The 17,799-nt window shown below is 73.5% G+C and carries 20 protein-coding genes and 1 pseudogene; 14 read left to right on the top strand and 7 right to left on the bottom strand.

Going from position 1 to position 17,799, the window contains the following annotated elements; translation table 11 throughout:
- Positions 1–99 (top strand): sigma factor-like helix-turn-helix DNA-binding protein (locus IG05_RS44575; protein ID WP_267883298.1); only part of this gene is annotated, 99 nt, incomplete at its 5' end.
- Positions 100–426: 327 nt separating this feature from the next.
- On the opposite strand, the gene IG05_RS0103405 is transcribed toward IG05_RS44575, so the two are convergent.
- On the bottom strand, positions 427–912 hold the full coding sequence (locus IG05_RS0103405) for a MarR family winged helix-turn-helix transcriptional regulator (protein ID WP_063760066.1): 486 nt from the start codon (positions 910–912) through the stop codon (positions 427–429).
- 148 nt (positions 913–1,060) lie between these two features.
- Here IG05_RS0103405 and IG05_RS0103400 point away from each other — a divergent pair, with 148 nt between their 5' ends.
- The 4 genes from IG05_RS0103400 (at position 1,061) to IG05_RS0103385 (ending at position 5,680) form a co-directional block, all read left to right on the top strand.
- Positions 1,061–2,221 (top strand): PP2C family protein-serine/threonine phosphatase, encoded by a 1,161-nt coding sequence (locus tag IG05_RS0103400; RefSeq protein WP_030338919.1) that lies wholly within the window; start codon positions 1,061–1,063, stop codon positions 2,219–2,221.
- 154 nt (positions 2,222–2,375) lie between these two features.
- The gene (locus IG05_RS0103395; protein WP_030338918.1) at positions 2,376–3,257 is read left to right on the top strand and encodes an STAS domain-containing protein; all 882 of its coding nucleotides are present in this window, start codon (positions 2,376–2,378) and stop codon (positions 3,255–3,257) included.
- 100 nt (positions 3,258–3,357) lie between these two features.
- On the top strand, positions 3,358–3,810 hold the full coding sequence (locus tag IG05_RS0103390; protein ID WP_030338916.1) for an anti-sigma regulatory factor: 453 nt from the start codon (positions 3,358–3,360) through the stop codon (positions 3,808–3,810).
- 682 nt (positions 3,811–4,492) lie between these two features.
- On the top strand, positions 4,493–5,680 hold the full coding sequence (locus IG05_RS0103385) for a PP2C family protein-serine/threonine phosphatase (protein ID WP_030338914.1): 1,188 nt from the start codon (positions 4,493–4,495) through the stop codon (positions 5,678–5,680).
- Between the two features lie 23 nt (positions 5,681–5,703).
- Here the strand turns inward: IG05_RS0103385 and IG05_RS0103380 are convergent, their stop codons facing one another.
- Together IG05_RS0103380 and IG05_RS0103375 are read right to left on the bottom strand one after the other, a co-directional pair.
- A complete protein-coding gene (locus tag IG05_RS0103380; RefSeq protein ID WP_037812847.1) occupies positions 5,704–6,201 on the bottom strand; it encodes a MarR family winged helix-turn-helix transcriptional regulator in 498 nt (165 codons plus the stop codon).
- Positions 6,202–6,368: 167 nt separating this feature from the next.
- Positions 6,369–7,247 (bottom strand): YihY/virulence factor BrkB family protein, encoded by an 879-nt coding sequence (locus IG05_RS0103375; protein WP_037812844.1) that lies wholly within the window; start codon positions 7,245–7,247, stop codon positions 6,369–6,371.
- A gap of 295 nt (positions 7,248–7,542) precedes the next feature.
- On the opposite strand from IG05_RS0103375, the gene IG05_RS0103370 reads away from it, so the two are divergent.
- From IG05_RS0103370 to IG05_RS0103360, 3 genes are read left to right on the top strand one after another with little or no spacing between them, the layout of a single operon-like run.
- Positions 7,543–9,162, top strand: a complete 1,620-nt coding sequence (locus IG05_RS0103370; RefSeq protein ID WP_051789471.1) for a PP2C family protein-serine/threonine phosphatase — start codon at positions 7,543–7,545, stop codon at positions 9,160–9,162.
- Positions 9,159–10,247 (top strand): cobalamin B12-binding domain-containing protein, encoded by a 1,089-nt coding sequence (locus IG05_RS0103365; protein WP_030338906.1) that lies wholly within the window; start codon positions 9,159–9,161, stop codon positions 10,245–10,247. Before IG05_RS0103370 ends, IG05_RS0103365 begins: the two co-directional genes overlap by 4 nt.
- Positions 10,244–10,633, top strand: a complete 390-nt coding sequence (locus IG05_RS0103360) for an STAS domain-containing protein (RefSeq protein ID WP_030338904.1) — start codon at positions 10,244–10,246, stop codon at positions 10,631–10,633. Before IG05_RS0103365 ends, IG05_RS0103360 begins: the two co-directional genes overlap by 4 nt.
- Before the next feature lie 80 nt (positions 10,634–10,713).
- Here IG05_RS0103360 and IG05_RS0103355 read toward each other — a convergent pair whose 3' ends face one another.
- From IG05_RS0103355 to IG05_RS49000, 4 genes are read right to left on the bottom strand one after another with little or no spacing between them, the layout of a single operon-like run.
- Complete coding sequence (locus tag IG05_RS0103355) at positions 10,714–10,986, bottom strand: hypothetical protein (RefSeq protein ID WP_030338902.1); 273 nt, start codon at positions 10,984–10,986, stop codon at positions 10,714–10,716.
- A gap of 20 nt (positions 10,987–11,006) precedes the next feature.
- On the bottom strand, positions 11,007–11,456 hold the full coding sequence (locus tag IG05_RS0103350) for a hypothetical protein (protein WP_030338900.1): 450 nt from the start codon (positions 11,454–11,456) through the stop codon (positions 11,007–11,009).
- A complete protein-coding gene (locus IG05_RS0103345; RefSeq protein ID WP_037812801.1) occupies positions 11,453–12,454 on the bottom strand; it encodes a metallophosphoesterase family protein in 1,002 nt (333 codons plus the stop codon). Before IG05_RS0103345 ends, IG05_RS0103350 begins: the two co-directional genes overlap by 4 nt.
- Positions 12,451–13,005, bottom strand: coding sequence for a cupredoxin domain-containing protein (locus IG05_RS49000; protein WP_234335751.1), 555 nt, complete (start codon positions 13,003–13,005; stop codon positions 12,451–12,453). Before IG05_RS49000 ends, IG05_RS0103345 begins: the two co-directional genes overlap by 4 nt.
- 559 nt (positions 13,006–13,564) lie before the next feature.
- Here IG05_RS49000 and IG05_RS0103330 point away from each other — a divergent pair.
- The 6 genes and pseudogenes from IG05_RS0103330 (at position 13,565) to tatC (ending at position 17,783) form a co-directional block, all read left to right on the top strand.
- Positions 13,565–14,164: a sigma-70 family RNA polymerase sigma factor gene (locus IG05_RS0103330; protein WP_030338895.1), complete on the top strand. Its 600-nt coding sequence runs from the start codon at positions 13,565–13,567 to the stop codon at positions 14,162–14,164.
- 25 nt (positions 14,165–14,189) lie between these two features.
- The gene (locus IG05_RS0103325; protein WP_030338893.1) at positions 14,190–14,987 is read left to right on the top strand and encodes an anti-sigma factor family protein; all 798 of its coding nucleotides are present in this window, start codon (positions 14,190–14,192) and stop codon (positions 14,985–14,987) included.
- A 610-nt stretch (positions 14,988–15,597) separates the two neighbouring features.
- Positions 15,598–16,026 carry an ATP-binding protein gene (locus IG05_RS43575; RefSeq protein WP_030338891.1) on the top strand — a complete coding sequence of 143 codons (429 nt, stop codon included), beginning with the start codon at positions 15,598–15,600 and terminating at the stop codon, positions 16,024–16,026.
- Between the two features lie 16 nt (positions 16,027–16,042).
- Positions 16,043–16,456 (top strand): hypothetical protein, encoded by a 414-nt coding sequence (locus IG05_RS0103315; protein WP_030338889.1) that lies wholly within the window; start codon positions 16,043–16,045, stop codon positions 16,454–16,456.
- A 166-nt stretch (positions 16,457–16,622) separates the two neighbouring features.
- A pseudogene (gene tatA / locus IG05_RS0103310) lies at positions 16,623–16,799 on the top strand (Sec-independent protein translocase subunit TatA); the annotation flags it as partial.
- A 24-nt stretch (positions 16,800–16,823) separates the two neighbouring features.
- Entirely contained in the window at positions 16,824–17,783 is a 960-nt protein-coding gene (gene tatC / locus IG05_RS0103305) for a twin-arginine translocase subunit TatC (RefSeq protein WP_078893865.1), read from the top strand.
- Positions 17,784–17,799: the final 16 nt, after the last annotated feature.

The raw sequence follows: 17,799 nt of genomic DNA, 5'->3' as shown, positions 1-17,799 counted from the left end.
CAGATCGGCGAGCGCCTCGGCGTCTCCCAGATGCACGTCTCCCGGCTGATCACGCGACTGCTGGGCCGGCTGCGCGAGGGCATGCTCAGCACCACCTGACCCCCCACACCCGACACGCGGGCCCGGCACCATGGTGCCGGGCCCGCCGACGCATGCCCGCGGCCAGGCGCGGCCACGACCGGGGAACGCGCCGAAATCACCTTCGAGACGCTGCTCACAGCGGGTCCGGGGCCCCACGGGGTATCCGAAGCGGGAGACTCGCGGGCCCAACTGTTGCCGTTTGACAACAATGGCCGTGAGGCAACAAAGTGTCGGAGTCGTGACGCCCGGGGAAGGATCCGCAATGTTCCGGTCGACGGAGGCCGCTCCGTGTGCCGGCCATCCGAGCCCTGAAGCACAGGGGCGACCGGTGGCCCGGCCCGGGACTCAGGCCGTCTGGTCCCCGGCGTGCGGCGCGTTGTCGTGTATCTGCAGCGCCGCCGTGCCGCAGAACGCTTCCAGCCCCTCCAGGAGCGCGGTCCGCTTGGCGGCCGGCATCAGCTCCAGCACCGCCTGCAACTCCTGCTCCCGGCGGGCGCGCAGGTCGTCCAGGAACGCGCGGCCGCGGCCGCTGAGGTGCAGCCGCACCTCGCGGCGGTCGGCCGGGCTGACCGCTCGCTCGACGAAGCCGGCGGCGACCAGCCGGTCGCAGAGCCGGCTGGTGGACGGAGGTGTGGAGGCGAGGGAGTCGGCGAGGGTGCGCAGGTTGATGCCGTCGTGGTGCTCCAGCATGAGCAGCACGCGCATCTGGGACGGAGAGGCGGGCGCGGTCGAGGCCCGTCCCCAGAGGACTTCCAGCAACTCCACGGCCGTCAAGGCCACACGTGCGACCCCGGCGGGCTCGGGGCGGGCGCGGAAGACAGTCACCGTCACACTCTCGCAGGCACTGGGACGGCCGCCAGCGTACTAGGTGCCGGGAGCGGCAAGAGATGGTTCGGACGATCGGCGCGACCGGCTCCGGGTGGCCTCGTCGCCTGGGCGAGGTCCGGGTGTCCGTCGAAAGATAGGTGTATTGACCGTCGTGAACAGATTTGTGACCGCCGAGCGCGCCCTGCGCACGGCGGCGCCGCACGAGTTGTTCGACGCCGTGCGCCGGGTGCTGACCGAGGAGTACGCCGCGCGTTCCGTCGAGCTGTACCTGGCCGACTACGGCCTCACCGTCCTGCAGCCGCTGTCGGTGCCGCCCCACACGGCGGAGCCGGTGCCGGTGCACGGCAGCGCCGCCGGCCGTGCCTTCGGCGCCCAGGAGCCGTTCGTGGAGGCGTTCCGCGAGGGGCTCGTACGCGTCCATCTGCCGGTCACCGTGCGCGGGGACCGGCTGGGTGTCCTGTCGCTCACCCTCCCGGACGGGGACGGCGCGTCCGGCGTCCTGGGCGAGCTCGCGGACATCGCCGAGGTGCTCGGGCACGAGATCGTGGTCGCCGAGCGGGACACCGACGTGTATCTGCAGGCCAGGCGCAAGGACCGGCTGACCCTGGCGGCCGAGATGCAGTGGCAGCTGCTGCCCGGCCGCGCCTGCTCCCGCCCCGAGTACGAACTCGGCGCGCAGCTGGAGCCGGCGTACGCCATCTACGGTGACAACTTCGACTGGTCGGCCACGGCGGACCACCTCATGCTCTACGTCACCAACGGCATGGGCGAGGGCATAGAGGCCTCCCTGCTGACCAACCTGGCCATCAACGCCCTGCGCAACGCCCGGCGGGCCGGTATCGCCATCGACGACCAGGCGGCCCTGGCCGATCAGGCGGTGTACGCGCACTACCAGGGGCGCTGCTATCTCTCCGTGCTGATGTTCGAGTTCGAGCTCGCGACGGGCCGGGCGAAGGTCGTGGACGCCGGTTCGCCGCAGCTGCTGCGGCTGCGCGCCGGAGTGGTCGAGCCCGTCGCCTTCGAGGCGCAGCTCCCGCTGGGGATGTTCGAGGAGACCGACTACGTGGTCCAGGAGTTCCACGTCGAGCCGGGCGACCGGCTGGTCTTCGTCAGCGACGGGGTGCACGCGGTCGCCTCGCCCATGGGGGAGACGTACGGGGACGCCGCCCTGAACCGGGCGATCACGTCGACCCGGCTCCTGCCGGCCGCCGAGGTGCCGCGCGCCATCCTGCGCGAGCTGACCGGTCATCGCGGCCGGACCGTCCCGGACGACGACGCCCTGGTGGTGTGCCTGGACTGGCACGGGCGCTGACGCCCCGCCCCGGCCGGGCGTGGGCGAGCCGGATGTGACCGGATGTGGCGATGCTGTGTCGTTTCACCGCGCTCACAGTGACCATACTTGTCATGAGGCAATAATTGTCGCGGTTGTGTCGTCCCGGCGCAGCGGCCTGTCGCGGAAGGAAACGATGCAGGTGTCTGAACGGGCCGCGGAAGAGGCGGCGGCGCGGGAGCTGGGAGCCTTCCTGGAGCGCCGTCGCGAACAGATCGCCCAGCGGTGGGCGGACGCGCCGCTCTTCCGGACGCTCTTCACCGTCTCGCGCGACGAGGCCGTGGAGGCGTGCAAGGTCGTCGTGGACGCGCTGGGGGAGGTGGCGTCGAGCGGCCGGCTGGAGGACATCGCGGCCCCCGGGTTCGACTCGGCGCGCGAGCAGCTGGGCCGCATGGCCGCCTCGCGGGCCCGCAGCGGCACCAGCCCGGCCCAGGTCGCCAACGAGGCCGGCCGGCTGCGGGCGGTGACCGCCGAGGTGCTGCACGGCGAGGACCTGTCCGGGAGCAAGGACGTCCTGCTGGCCCTGACCGTGCTGATGGGCACGCTGCGACTGGTGATCATGGAGACGACGGTCCTGGCCGGCGAGGAGCTGATAGCCCGGCAGCGGCAGCAACTGCTCGAAGTGGCCACCCCCGTGATCAACCTGTGGGAAGGCGTCGTCGCGGTGCCCCTGATCGGCACGCTGGACAGCGCCCGCAGCCAGGTGGTCATGGAGTCGCTGCTGGAGGCCGTCGTGGAGCAGCGGGCCCGGTACGCGATCCTCGACATCACCGGCGTCCCGACCGTCGACTCGCTGGTCGCGCAGCATCTGATGAAGACGGTCGCCGCGGCCCGGCTGATGGGCGCCGAGTGCATCGTCTCCGGCATCCGCCCGGCCATCGCGCAGACGATCGTGCACCTGGGCATCGACCTGAGCCCGGTGCTCACCCCCGGCTCGCTGGCCGACGCCCTCTCCTACGCCCTCGCCCGGCAGGGCATCGAAGTCTCCCGGCGCGCGGGCGGTGCGGCCCCGCGATGACCACCTCCCTCCCGGGTGGCTCGGCCACGGTGCCGTCCCCGGTGCCGGGGGGCCTCCTCCCGGGCTCCCGGGGCCGCAGCTCCGCTCCGGGGGGTATGCGATGACGGACCCGGATCCGGACCCGGCCGCCACGGCCGGCCTTCCCATCGGCACCGACGCGGATCTCGCGTGGGTCCGTCAGCGGGTGCGGCAGTTCGCGGCCGGGCTCGGCTTCGGGCTGGTCCAGCAGACGAAACTGGTCACCGCGGCGAGCGAACTGGCCCGCAACACCCTGGTCCACGGCGGCGGGGGACAGGTCGAGATCACCGCGCTCGCCGACGGCCCGCGGCGGGGGATCCGGCTGGTCTTCAGCGACACCGGACCCGGCATCGGCGACGTGGAACGGGCCATGACCGACGGCTACAGCAGCGCGTCCGGTCTCGGGCTGGGCCTCGGCGGGGCCAGGCGGCTGGTGGACGAGTTCAGCCTGGACAGCCGGCCCGGCCGGGGCTCCGTCGTCACCGTCGTCGCCTGGGTGGCCCGCGTCCCCGGCGCCCGGGCGGAGCCCGGATGACCCGCGGGCCCGCCCGCCGTCCGCCCGGCTCGGACCGCGACGGGCTGGAGGGAGCCGCCTCCGGTCCGACCGCGACCGATTGCCGGGAGCCGTCGTCGGCTCCGACCGCGACCCGTTGTCGGCAGCCGTCTCGGGTTCCGGCTGCGATGGGTCGTTGGAAGTCGTCTCCGGTTACGACCCCGGCGGGCGGTCGGGAGCCGTCCCGGGTGCCGATCGCGACGGGCTGTCGGGAGCCGCTTCTGGTTCCGACCGCGACCGATTGCCGGGAGCCGTCGTCGGCTCCGACCGCGACCCGTTGTCGGCAGCCGTCTCGGGTTCCGGCTGCGATGGGTTGTGGGGAGCCGTCTCGGGTTCCGATCGCGGCGGGTCGTTGGGAGCCGGCTTGGGTTCCGACTGCGACAGGCCGTTGGGACCCGCCTCCGGTTCCGATTGCGGCGGGTTGTTGGGAGTCGTCTTGGATTCCGATTGCGATGGGTTGTTGGGGGTCGTCTCGGGTTCCGATTGCGGCGGGTTGTTGGGGGTCGTCTCGGGTTCCGATCGCGACAGGCCGTTGGGACCCGCCTCCGGGTCCGACCGTGGCGGGCCGGTGGGACCCGCTGCCGGGTCCGGCCGCGGGCGACCGTCGGGAGCCGTCGGCGGTCGCGATAGCGTGTAGGTCACAAGGGGAGATGATGGAGACACCGTGAACGCCTCTGAACCGGTTCCGTCCGTGGAAGCCCAGCTGCGCGCGGCCGCGCCCCACGCCCTGGTGGCCACGGCCGGCCGGCTGCTGGCGCAGCACTTCGGCGCCCGGGACGTGACGCTCCTCCTCGCCGACTACGGCCTGACCGTCCTGCAGCCCGTCACCCACCTGCCGCACACCGGCGATCCGGTCTCCGCGCACGACGGTCCCGCGGGCACCGCCTTCACCACGCAGAAACCGGTGGTCGAGGTCACCGCCGACCCGGCCGCCGGGCTGGTCCACCTGCCCCTCACCGTCCGCGGCGACCGTCTCGGCGTGCTCTGCGTACGCGTCCCCGGCACCGCCACCGACCCGGGCACCGTCCTGCGGCTCGGCGACTTCGCCACCTCGCTGGCCCACGAGCTGGCCACGGCCGGCCGGGACACCGACCTGTACCTCCAGGCCCGCCGCACCCGTCGCCTCACCCTCGCCGCCGAGATGCAGTGGCAGCTCCTGCCGGGCCGGGGCTGCGTACGCGACGAGTACGTCATCGGCGCCCACCTGGAGCCGGCCTACGCCATCGGCGGCGACAACTTCGACTGGTCCACCAGCGCCGACCACCTCACCCTCACCGTCACCGACGGCATGGGCCAGGGCATCGACGCCTCCCTGCTCACCAACCTCGCCGTCAGCGCGCTGCGCAACGCCCGCCGGGCGGGTCTCGGCCTCGCGGACCAGGCGTGCCTCGCCGACCAGGCCGTCTACTCCCAGTACGGCGGCAAGTCGTACGCCTCCACCCTCCTGCTGCACTTCGACCTCGCCACCGGCAGCGTGCGCGCCGTCGACGCCGGCTCCCCCCAGCTCTACCGTCTGCGCGGCACCACGATCGAGCACATCGCACTCGACGCCCAGCTGCCGCTGGGCATGTTCGAGGAGACCCTCTACGAGGAGCAGGCGTTCCACCTCGAAGCGGGCGACCGCCTGGTCGCGATCAGCACCGGCGTCCACGGCACCCGCTCGGCGACCGGAGAGGTGTTCGGCGAGAGCGTGCTGCGCCAGATCCTGAGCGCGACCCGGCAGACGCCTCCGCACGAGACGGCGCGGTCGGTCGTCGCCGGGCTGCTCGAACACGTCGGCCACGAGGGCCTGGTCGCGGACGCCGCCGTCGTCTGCGTCGACTGGAACGGCCGCCCCACCGGAACGCCCTGAGCACCGCGCCCCGAGCGTCGTCCCTACGGCGTCCCCGTCGGCGGGGGCGGTGCCCCGCCCTGTGCCGCGAGGAACGCCCGCATGCCGCGGACCAGAGCCGCCCGCTCCGCGGGTGCCATGTGCGCCAGCACACCGGTCAGGGCCTGGGTGCGCCGGCGGGCCACATCGCCCAGCACCCGGCGCCCCTGACCCGTGAGCCTCAGCTGCACCTCACGGCGGTTGCGGGGGTGCAGCGAACGCTCCAGCAGCCCGGCCGCCTCCAGCCGGTCGCACAGCCGGCTGGCCGTCGGAAGCCCTATGTCCAGGCGCTCCGCCAGGCCGGTGAGGTTCAGCTCCCGCGCCGCCTCCAGGGTCCGCAGCGCCCGCAGCTGGTGCAGCGACAGCCGTACGGCCGCCTCCTGGGCGGCGAGGGACCACAGGTTCGCGAGGACTTCCACGGCATCGGCGATCTCGCGCGCGCCGGCGCTCGACTCGTCACCCGAGCCCTCAGCGCGATCGTCGGCGCCGCCGGGAAGAGTCACGAACACATCACTTTCCGTAAGATCCGGGTGCTGCGGGGACAGCCCATAATCCCTCGCAGTACCCGAGGGGCCGTAAGGCAAGCAGCGTTTGCGGTGCGACACCACCCGGCCGTGCCGACAGGTACGCCTGTGCGGCCCGTTCGTCGTGCGGGCGGCGGCCGCGGGCGCTAAGGAGCAGGTGAGGGGCGATCGGCTCCCTTCCGCCGGGCGGGCTTCGCCAGCTCCGCGTTGAACTGGGCGCCGACCAGCAGGGCCAGGTTGGACAGCCACAGCCAGACCAGGAAGACCACGACGCCTGCCAGCGAACCGTACAGCCGGTGATAGGTCGTGACGTGGGAGGTGTAGAAGGCGAACCCGAGCGAGACGGCCAGCAGGAGCAGCACCGCCAGGGCGCCGCCCGGCGCCATCCTCCGCACCGGGCGGGAGGGTCTGGGCCCCGAGCGGTACAGGACCAGCACCAGGGCCACGGCGACCAGGGCCACGAGCGGCCAGCGCAGCGCGTCCCAGGCGACCTGCGGCCCGGTGCCCAGGTGCAGCGCACGGCCGAGCCGTCGGGCCAGGCCGCCGGTGAGGAACATCGCGAGGGTGGTCGTCAGGAGCAGCGAGATCAGGACGAGCGCCGTGGCGATGATCCGCGGAGCGGTGCGCCATACCGGCCGGTCCGCACTGATCCGGTGCATGGCGTGCAGCGCCCGGCGGAACACGCTCAGGTAGCTGGAGCCCGACCACAGTGCTCCCGCCCCGGCCACGAAGATCAGCGTCCAGGCCGTCGACGGCTGTCCGGCCACCTCCACCAGGGTGCTGCGCAGCAGGGCGCGGGAGGCGACCGGGGCCGCCTGCGACAAGCGGTCGATGACCTCCGGCTTGGCCGTCGGGACGGTCAGTCCCACGATCGACAGGATCACCAGCAGGACCGGGAACAGGGCCAGGACCGCGTAGTAGGTCAGCGCGGCGGCCCAGTCGGTGACGTCGTCGTCCCAGACGGCCACCGGTGTCCGGCGCAGCGCCGCCCACCAGCGGGCCCTGCGACCGTCTGCGTCCTCCATGAGGCGGATGCTCTCACCCTCCACGCTCGGTCGTTCCACGGCCGCGACAGCCGCTCGCCTTCCCCGGAATACCGTTGTCATGCCCCGAATTTTTCCGCAATGGCCGGGGCCGAACCGAATGTGATGGTCCGGTGTGCCTTTCCGGGACGGGTTGCGGCGACGGGTGCGGGTGCGGGACTGTTGCCCTAAGACATCTATTTCCACATGGCAGGAAGGTGGTGAGGTGCGCACGTGCGTGCCTCCGCTTGTGTCTTCTTCCCCCGGTACCTCCGCCCGTCCCCCCGACGCCGGCCACATGGTCGGCGCGACCTGGACTGAGGCGCCCTGTCCCGTTCTCATCGTCGACCGCCACGGCGGCCTCGTCGACGTCAACGGGGCCGCCCGGATACTCCTCCCCGGCGCCGCCGGCGGCGACCGGCTGCACGAACACGTCCCCTCCTGGCTGTGCGACGCCCACCGGCGCATCAGCGACGGCCTGCGCGGACCGCGCGCCGAGCCGCCGAGCGGACCCATCAAGGAGCGCCACTTCGAGGCGCATCCCACGGCGGCCGCCGACGGCGACGTGGTGTGGTGGCTGCTCGACGACACCGACCGCCGCCTGGCGGAGGCCGCGCTGAGCGACGCGCAGACGCGCACCGAGATCCTCTCGCAGGTCTCCAGCACCCTGCTGTCCACGCTGAACGTGCCGCGCTGCATGGAGGTGACCGCCGCCATGGCCGCGGAGCACCTCGCCGACGCCGCGGTCCTCGTCGGCCCGCCCCAAGGGCGGCGCCACCCCCTCACGTACGCCGTCAACGGCGGGCCCGTCACCCAGGTCACACGTCTGGTCGACGTCGCCGGTGTCCCGGGCCTGCCCGAGGCCCTGCAGGGCTTCCCGCCCGTACCGGCCCGGTGGATAAACCCCGCCGACATCCCCGACTGGGTCACCCCGGACGGTTTCCCCGGCCCGGTCGGTTCCGTGATCGTCGCCCCGCTCCCCGGACACGGCGTGCCCGCCGGGGCCCTGATCCTGCTGCGCTCCAGCACCGAGCAGTCCTTCACGGAGGGCGAGGAGGTCTTCGCCCGGCTCTTCGCCGCCCGCGCCGGCGCCGCCCTCTCCGCCGCCCGCCTCTACAGCGAACAGGCCACCGTCACCGCCACGCTGATGCGCGAGCTGCTGCCGCCGCAGCTCGGCAGCGTGCACGGGGTGGAGTACGCCGGCGGCTACCGCGCGGCCAAGGACCACGAGCGGGTCGGCGGGGACTTCTACGACGTCCACCCCGGCTCCGACCCGTCCCAGGACACCTTCGTCGTCCTCGGCGACGTAGCGGGCAAGGGCCTGGACGCGGCCGTGCTCACCGGCAAGATCCGCAACACGCTGCACGCCCTGCTGCCGCTGACCGACGACCACCAGCGCGTGCTCGACCTGCTCAACGGCGCGCTCCTCAGCTCCCACCACGCCCGCTTCGCCACGCTGGTGCTCGCCTCCGTCCGGCGCCGCGGCAGCCGCGCCCAGCTCCGGCTGACCAGCGCCGGCCACCTGCCGCCGCTGATCGTCCGCGCCGACGGCACGGTGGAGGAGGTGGCCGCGCACGGGTCCCTGGTCGGTGCGCTGCCCGCCGTCACCGCGCACACGGTCAGCACGGTGCTGGCGCCCGGGGAGACGTGCCTGCTCTACACCGACGGCATCACCGAAGCGCGCGGCGGCCCGCTCGGCGACGAGTTCTTCGGCGAACGCCGCCTGCGCCGGGCCCTGGCGGAATGTGCGGGCCTCCCGGCGGAAGCGGTCGTGGAACGGGTTCAGATGCTCGCCGCCCAGTGGCTGGGCACGGGCCGCCACGACGACATGGCCGCCGTGGCCATCAGCGTGCCCCGGACCGGCCCGCTGACCGTCCTCGACGGGCGGGCGGCCGGGCGGAACAGGAGGAGCACGTGAGGCACCCCACGGCGGCGGCCGATCTGCCGGACCGGCTGTGGCGGGCAGTGGCCGACGGCGACGAATACGCGGCCGCCGACGTCCTCCACACGGCGGCGGCCGACGGTGTGGACGAGGAGACGCTGCTCCTGGAGGTGATCGCACCCGTGCAGGAGAGGACCGGGACCGAATGGGCCGCCGGCCGCATCAGCGTGGCACAGGAGCACGCCGCGACCGCCATCAACGAGCGGGTCGTCGCCAGCCTCGCCCACCGCCGCACGGCATCCGAACACCTCGCCCCGCACCACGGCCGGGTGACGGTCGGCTGCGTCGACGGCGAATGGCACGCCTTCCCCGCCCGGCTCGTCGCCGAGGTGCTCCGGCTGCGCGGCTGGCGGGTCGACTACCTCGGCGCCCGGACCCCCACCGCCCATCTGGTCGCCCACCTGCACCTCACCAACCCCGACGCCGTCCTGCTGTCCGCATCGCTCCCGACCCACCTGTCGGCCGCCCACGCCGCCGTCACGGCCTGCCAGGCCATCGGCGTCCCCGTCCTGGCGGGCGGCCGGGCCTTCGGCGCGGACGGCCGCCTCGCCCGCCTGCTCGGCGCCGACCGGTGGGCGGCCGACGCCCGCGGCGCGGCCGCGGCGCTCAAGGCGGGCCTCGCCCGGCCCGGCCCGGCGGCGATCCGCCAGGTGGCGGACGACCTGCCGCACCTGGTCGACCAGGAGTACACGATGGTCGCCCAGTCCCGGCCCGTGCTCGTCAGACAGACCCTGGCCGGCCTCGAAGCCCGGTTCCCGGCCATGCGCGGCTACGACGACGCCCAGCGCGAGCACACCGCGGAGGACCTCGCCCACATCGTCGACTTCCTGGCCGCCGCCCTCTACGTCGACGACCCCGAGGTCTTCACCGCGTTCCTGACCTGGACCGCCGACATACTCGAAGCCAGGCACGTGCCCGCCCGTTCCCTGCTGCTCGGCCTGGACATCCTGGCCGAGCAGCTCCGTGAGTTCCCCCGCGCCCTCGGCCTCCTGCGCGAAGGCAGTGCCGCGGTGCCGGACCGCCCCACCGGTCCTGTCCCCGGCCCCCACCTCCCCGCATGACCCCTCTGCATCCCACCGAATTCACCGTCACCGTCTACCGCACGGCCGGCACGCTCATCGTGCGGGTGGCCGGCGAGCTCGACTACGACACCTGCGACGGCCTGACCGACATGGTCGCCCGGCACCTGACCGCCGGCCAGGCGGACCTGGGCGCCGTACGCCTGGATGTCCGCGATCTGACCTGGATCGACTCCTCCGGCCTGTCCGCCCTGCTGACGGTCCGCCGCCGGGCCGCCGACATCGGCGCCACGCTGTACCTGGACCACCGGCCCGACGTCCTGGAGCGCATGCTGCGCCTGACGAACGTGCTGGACCACCTCCTCGCGCCCGCGAGCGGGGAGGAGACCCGGGACCGGCGCCGAAGAACCGCGCGAGGTGACGCCTAGGTTCCGTTCGCGCCGGTGCACATCCGTGCACCGGCGCGAAGGTGACGACGCTCGCGAGGTCCGGGACGGCGGGGTGCCGGTCAGTGCGGCCCGTGGCCGAGCAGGGCGGCCCGCAGTTCGTGCTCGGTGATCTGCTCGGCGGGGTGGTGGAGCACCCAGCGCTGGGGTTCGCCCTCCATGGGCAGCACCGAGACGACGGTCTGGAGCGGTGGGTGGCCGGTGGTGTCACGGACGAGCTGACGGATGACGACGGCTGTGTCGTCGTCCAGGCCGAGCAGGGCGCGTACGGCGTGGTTCAGTTCCCGCAGGCGCGGGCTCGGCCAGGCGATCCCCGGGCGTGGTTGCAGGTGCATGGGGGTGTCCTCCGGGTGGTTCAGCCGGGTGGGGTGCGGGTGGTGGCCCAGGTGGCCGTCCCGGCGGGCGGCCGGGCAGCGCGGGGGCGTCCGGCCAGGGTCACCTGCCAGACGGCGAGGAGCAGCAGCGTGCCGGTTTCGGCGAGGAGGCTGAGGGCGGCTTGTGGCGCGGGTTGCAGACCGTGCTCGGTGAATCCGAACACTCCGACGGTTCGCGAAGCGGCGAAGCCGCCGAGGGCGCCGAGCGCGACACCTGCCGCCGCGATCCTCAGCGGCAGGGGCGGTGTTCCGGCCAGCAGCAGGACGGCGAGGGCGAGGGAAACGCCGGCCTGGAGCAGGAACAGCGGGCCGACGACGGGGATGAAGCGGTAGCCGTCGATGTAGAGCTGGGCGTGGAGGTATCCGCCGGCGGCGAGGGTCGCGGCGGTCGCCGGCCGCAGGGCGGCGGTGAGGAGTCGTCGGGTGTTCATGCGAGCCTCTGGTCCGTGACGGCCAGTTCGCGCTCGCCCCGGCGGTAGCCGACGGTGCGGATACCGAGTGCCTCCTTGAGCTGCCGGGCGGGGACGACCTGCGGGGTGGGGGCGGGAGCGCGGCCCGGGTGGGGCAGCGGATAGGCGGTGGTGGTGGCGGAGTGGAAGGTGATGTTGCCCTCCGTCTTGGTGAACAGCTGGTGGACGTGCCCGTTGAGGCAGGTGACGGAGGAGAAGCGGCGCAGGAGTGCGATGACCTTGAGGGCGTCGTCCGTGCTCCAGCCCCACCGCGGGTACATGGCGAACAGCGGGATGTGGCTGAAGACCACGACGGGGGTGTCCGAGGGCAGCCCGGCGAGGTCCTTGCGGACGAAGTCGATCTGGGCGTTGCCGAGGTGGCCGAGCTTCTCCAGGCTCAGGGTGTTGACCAGGGCGATGAAGTGCACGCCGTGGGTGTCGAAGCTGTACCAGCCGTCGCCGAGCGTGCCCGTGCCGAAGGTCCGCCGGTAGGCGCGGCCCGCGTCGCCGATGGAGTCGTGCTCACCCGGCACGGTGAAGACGCGGTCCGTCCGCAGCCCGGTCATCATCTGCTTGACCTGGTCGAACTGCCCGGCCGTGGACAGGTGGGTGAGGTCACCGCTGTGCATCACGAAGTCGGGCCGGAAGCCGAGCGTGTTGACCTGGTGGATCGCCTCGGAGAACGAGCCGGCCACGTCCGTGTTGGCCGGACCCTGGAACCCGATGTGGCTGTCGGAGACCTGGACGAACCGCAGCGCTCCGCTCTCCGTGGCGGCGGCCCCGGCGATGCCCCCGGCGGTGCCTTCCCGGGAATCGGCGAGCCGGCTGATCACCTGTCCACTGGCGACCGTGAGCACCACGGCGCCTCCGAACCAGGCGGTGTGCCGCATGAGTTGACGCCGGGTCATCCCGTGCTCGGTATCGGGCCGGCCGGTGTCCTCGGCCGGTGCTCCCTCGTGGCTGTCCCAGGGATCGGTCATCGGGTCACCTCCACGGTGGCGGTCATGAACGGATGGATGGTGCAGAGGTAGGCGTAGGTGCCGGGCTCGGTGAACGTGTGGCGGTAGGTGGCGTGGGGGGCCAGGGCGGCCGAACGGAGCGGGCCGCCCGATCCGGTGCTGGTGACGGTGTGGGCGTCGGTGTCCCGGTTGGTCCACGTCACCGTCGTGCCCACCTTGATCTTCAGCGTGGCCGGGGAGAACGCGAAGTTCTCGATCGCCACCGCGTCACCGGCGACCGGAGCGGCCTGGGCGCCCTTGCCCGAGGGGCTCATGGGCATGCTCATGCCCGGCATGGGCGAGGTGCCGGAAGCGGAGCCCGGCGCGCCCCCCGGCCCCGTGGCGCCGGGCATCCCCGGCGTCCGGTGCTGACCGGGGCCGGGTGTGAGGGCAGCGGCTCCGGTGGCCGGGGAGTGCGACGGCTGGCCGCACGCGCTGAGGAGCCCCAGGGCGCCGGCGGCGGCGACGATGACGACGGCCGTCCCGGCCGCGGCGCGTGACCGGCGGCCCGGCGCGCGAAGGTTCAGGTACATGGTGTCCGTTCCTCGTTGGTCAGGCGGAGACGTGGACCGCGCCGGCTCGGCGCGCGCACCCGCGCGAATGTGTGGTGGATGCCGTGTTCGGGGGCGCGTGCCCCTCCTCACCGGCCGGCCGGGCCGGGGTGTCGCCCCGTGCCCGCCGCTCGCCCCGACGTGCCCCGCGCCGCACGGGCACCCCTGCGCGCCGCGAAGGCGCGGACGGGAGCGGGGCGGACGGCGCCGGCAGCACTTCGGTCGCGTGGCGTGTCCCGGCCACCTCCGTCCCCTCCTGTGCGGTGGGGGACCGGTGCGGAACCGCGCCGGAGTCGGCTCTTGTCCGGCTCCACGGACGGCGGGGGCCCCACGGTTCGGCAGATGCGCGCTTTTTCCGGACGAATCGGTATCGCCGCAGGTCGGGCAGGGTTCCGGAGGTCACACACGCCGGGCGCCGGCGGTGCCGCACGCCGCCCCCGCGGTTCGGTGCGAGCACCTCACCGACGATGCTCGGCGGACGTCACCCGCCCCCTCTCGTGCGTTACAGGACAAAGCCACACATATGCGCGACGATCGGCTCATGCCCTGGAACCGAAAACGTGGCCCGCGGACCCGTCCGGATCGCTCCGCGGACCGTGTCTCTGGTGAAGGGACACTTTCGACCGCGGACGAGGAACTGCTGCGCACTCTGTACGCCGAGCACGCGGGCCCCCTGTTCCACTACGTACTGCGACTGACCTCGGGAGACTGGCAATGGGCGGAGGACGTGGTGCAGGAGACACTGCTCCGGGCGTGGCAGCACCCCGCCGCGTTCGACCCCGCACGCGGCCCGGCCCGGGCCTGGCTGTGCACGGTCGCCCGGCACCTGGTCATCGACGCCCACCGGGCCCGGCAGGCGAGACCGGCCGAGACCGGCGGCGAGGCGCTGGAGCGGGCCGCCGAGCAGCATCCGGGCGAGGACGAGATCGATCAGGCGCTGCAGAGCTGGGCGGTCGCCGACGCCGTCCGGTCGCTGTCCCCGGACCACCGTGCCGTCCTGCTGGAGACCTACTACCGGGGCCGGACCATGGTGGAGGCGGCACGCGTGCTGGGCATCCCGCTGGGCACGGTGAAGTCGCGGACGTACTACGCCCTGCACGCCCTGCGGCTGGCGTTGCAGGAACGCGGGATCGAGCCATGACCGGGTCGTGCGGGAGGTGGCGATCGTGAGTACGGAGCACGACGATCTCCGGCTGGCGCTCGGGGCGTACGTCCTGGGCACCCTGCCGCCGGAGGAAGCGGAACCGGTGCGTGCCCACCTCGCGCACTGCGCCGAGTGCCAGGCGGAACACGCCCGGCTGGCGGGGCTGCCCGCGCTGCTGGCCACGGTGACCCTGGCGGAGGCTTCGAGGCGTACGGTGCCGACGGCCGACGGGAACCTGGCCGACCGGCTGGTGGCACGGGCGGGCGAAACCGTGCGCGGCCCTTCACCCGAAGAGCCCACGGCGCCCGCCGTGCCCGTGACCCCGCGGACGCCGGAGGGAGGCGTGCTGGAGAGACTGCTCCAGCAGGCCGCGACCCGGCGCCGCAAGACCCGGCGCCTGCAACTGGCCGGCGCGGCCGCCTCGGTGGTGCTCACCGCGGCGGCGGCCGGCGGCGCCTGGCTGGCCGCCGTCGGCACCGTGGGCAGCGTGGCGGCGCCGCCCGGTTCGAGCGCGACCGCGTTCACGCGCACCTTCTCCGGAAGCGATTCCGCCACCGGCGTCTCCGCCTCGGTGCGGGTCTCGTCCTCCGTCTGGGGCAGTGTCCTGCAGGTCTCGGCCAGGGGGGCGCCCGCCGGGACCACCTGCCGGCTGCAAGCGGTCGGGCCCGACGGAGCCAGGGCGGACGGCGCCACCTGGTGGGCCGGCAAGTACCCGTCCGGCACCACGATCCCCGGGACGGTCGCCATGGCCCCCGAGACCATCCAGCACTTCGAGATCATCGCGGACAACGGCCAGAAACTGGTCACGATGCGGGCGTGACCCGACGGCGGTTCGAGGAGGCCGGTGCCCATGGCGCCGGCCTCCTCCCGTGTGCGCGTGGCCACCGTCGCCGGCCGCTTCCACCGCGCGGCACGGCTCCGGCGGCGGTGGGGCCGTGGGCCACGGCGGCTCACGGATCGGCGCGGCGGCCTCGGGGGCCGGCAGCGGCACCCGCGTCGCCGGACGGCTGACGCGCGTCGCCCGGGCCGGTGAGCGGGCAGGGGCGTTCCTCCCCGGCTCCGTGGCGCGACGGTCCGGCAGCGGCGCCCGCACCCGGTTCGGTGGCGCTGCGTACCAGCATCACGCCCGGCGCGGCCAGGACGGGGAAGCGAGCCGCCGGTGCCCGGCCGGCCCGCGTACGGCAGCGAGTTCCGGCCCGGGCCCCGTAGCCCGGCCGGGCCGCCGCCCTGGTGCGAACCGCGAGAAGCCGGGCAAGGCGAGCCGCAAGAAGTCGGGCAAAAGGGGCCGATCCCTCGAACCGTTCAGCACGCCTCACCCGTGAAACCACATGAGCGCGCCCCGCAGGACCAGCCCGCCGACACCCCGAGTGGTTGCCGCTGGTGGTCCGCCCCTCCCGGTCTCCGCCCACTCACGGAAGAGCCAGAGAACCATGTTCCTCACCGACTCCCCCCGCACGAGTCCACGGCTCGGCCGGCCCTGCCGCCACGAGGCGCTGCTCACCCTGCCCGCGCAGGAGGCGCACGTCGGCGCCGTCCGCCACTTCACGGCGGATCTGCTGGAAGCCTGGCAGGTACCCGCGGGCAAGCGGGACTCCGCCATCCTCATCATCGACGAACTCGCCGCCAACGCCGCCCGGTACGGCCGCGAGTGCATGACCCTGCGGCTCGTCCTCGACGACGGCACCCTGCACATCGTGGTCACCGACTCCGGCAGGGCGGTGGAGCGCCACCACCCCGACATCGCCTCCGACGAACACGGCCGCGGCACCGGCATCGTCCAGTACCTCGCCCAGTCGACCGAGGCCCACCAGACAGGCAGTGGCCGCGAGGTCCGCGCCCGCCTGCGGTGCTCGTCCTGACCAGGAGGAAGTGACCATGGACAGCACCCCGGACCGCACCGAGGGCATCGACGTCCCGCCCCCGCACGAGGCGTACGCCGACGCACCGGACCTGCGCCGCGAGATGCACCAGGTGCTCGCACTCGAAGCCGAACGCGACGGCCGCCGGGCCGGGCCCGGCACCGGTCCCCCGGCCGACGCGAGGACCGCCGAACGCGTCCGACTGTTGTGCCGGGCCGCCCTCATGGACCGACTGGCCTCGGCCGCCCCGGGGCCCGGCCCGGTCGCGGCCGCCGTGGAAACCGCCGGACAACTCGTCCTGCACGACCGCCGCCACCCCGACCTCGTGGCCGGGCCGCGCCATCCCGACACGGTCACGCTCGCCCGCAGCCGCCTCTACGTCCGCCAGGAGTATGCCGCCTGGACGGCTGCCGGGCGCCCGGGAACCTGAACCGGCTCCTACCCGGAGCCGGCTCCGACACCGACACCGACACCGACCCAATACAACCGGAAGTAGCAGACATGACCAGCGACGACAGCACCACCCCGCACGTCCCCGCACCGGCCGGCCGGCCCCGCGGTACCGGTGACGGCACATGCGAAAGGACGGTGTGACGATGTTCCGCAACGCGCTGGAGCCCTGGCACCTGCTGGTCCTGGCCGCGGTCGTGATCATGATCTTCGGCTCGAAGAGGCTGCCCGACACCGCACGGGCGCTGGGCAGGTCCCTGCGGATCCTCAAGAGCGAGACCAGGGCGATGAAGGACGACGACGCCTCGGACGAGGCACGCCCCGAGCACCGCACGTGAGGCCGTGACATGTCCCAGCCGGTCCGCACCGGGAAGAAGGACCCCGAGGGGCGGATGCCGCTCGCGGAGCACCTCCGCGAACTCCGCGACCGGCTCGCCAAGGCCGTCCTCGCCATCACGGTCGCCACGGTTCTCGCGGCCTTCTCCTACAAGAGGATCATCCATCTCCTCACCAGGCCGGTCCTGGCATCGGTCGGCTGCCCGGGCTCCTTCGCCGGTCCGGCCCGGCAGCCCACGGACACCATCTGCGCGCACATCACGATCAACGGTCTGCTCGCGCCCTTCACCCTGGCGCTGAAGGTCTCGCTGGTGGCCGGCGTCGTGCTGGCCTCTCCGGTATGGCTGTACCAACTGTGGGCGTTCGCGGCCCCCGGCCTGCACGAACGCGAACGGAAACACGCCTGCGCGTTCGCCGGCACGGGCGTCCCGCTGTTCCTCGGCGGCGCCTTCTTCGCCTACGAGGTGCTGCCCAGGACCGCGCGGGTGCTGATCGGCCTCACACCGCACGGGGTGGACGACCTGCTGCCGCTGGACGAACTGCTCGACCTCGGCACCCGCATGGTGGTCGTCTTCGGTCTCGCCTTCGAGCTGCCGCTGCTGCTGGTGATGCTGAACCTCACCGGAGTGCTGTCCGGCCGGCGGATGCTCGGCCGGTGGCGCGCCACGGTCGTGGGCATCACGGTCTTCTCCGCCGTGGCGACGCCGAGCACGGACCCGCTGACCATGCTGGCGCTGGCCGCGCCGATCTGGGCGCTGTACTTCGCCGCCGTCGCCCTCTCCCTCCTCGGCGACCGGCGCAGGGCGGTGGGAGGACATCCGGTCCGCTGCCCCGGCTCTCCCGCCGTGGCCGAAGGGCCGCCGCCCTCGTGTCACCCGGTTGCCGCGCGCATCCGGTGCATCCGCGCGGGCGGGCGGCACCGTAGAGGTACCGGGGAGTGCGCGGGGGAGCGACGGGGCCCGGACGACTGAGGAGGCGGCGGTTCAC

The organism is Streptomyces sp. NRRL S-1022 (genome assembly GCF_000720135.1).
Classification (GTDB): Bacteria; Actinomycetota; Actinomycetes; order Streptomycetales; family Streptomycetaceae; genus Streptomyces.
This window is presented reverse-complemented; position numbering and strand designations above follow the sequence as displayed.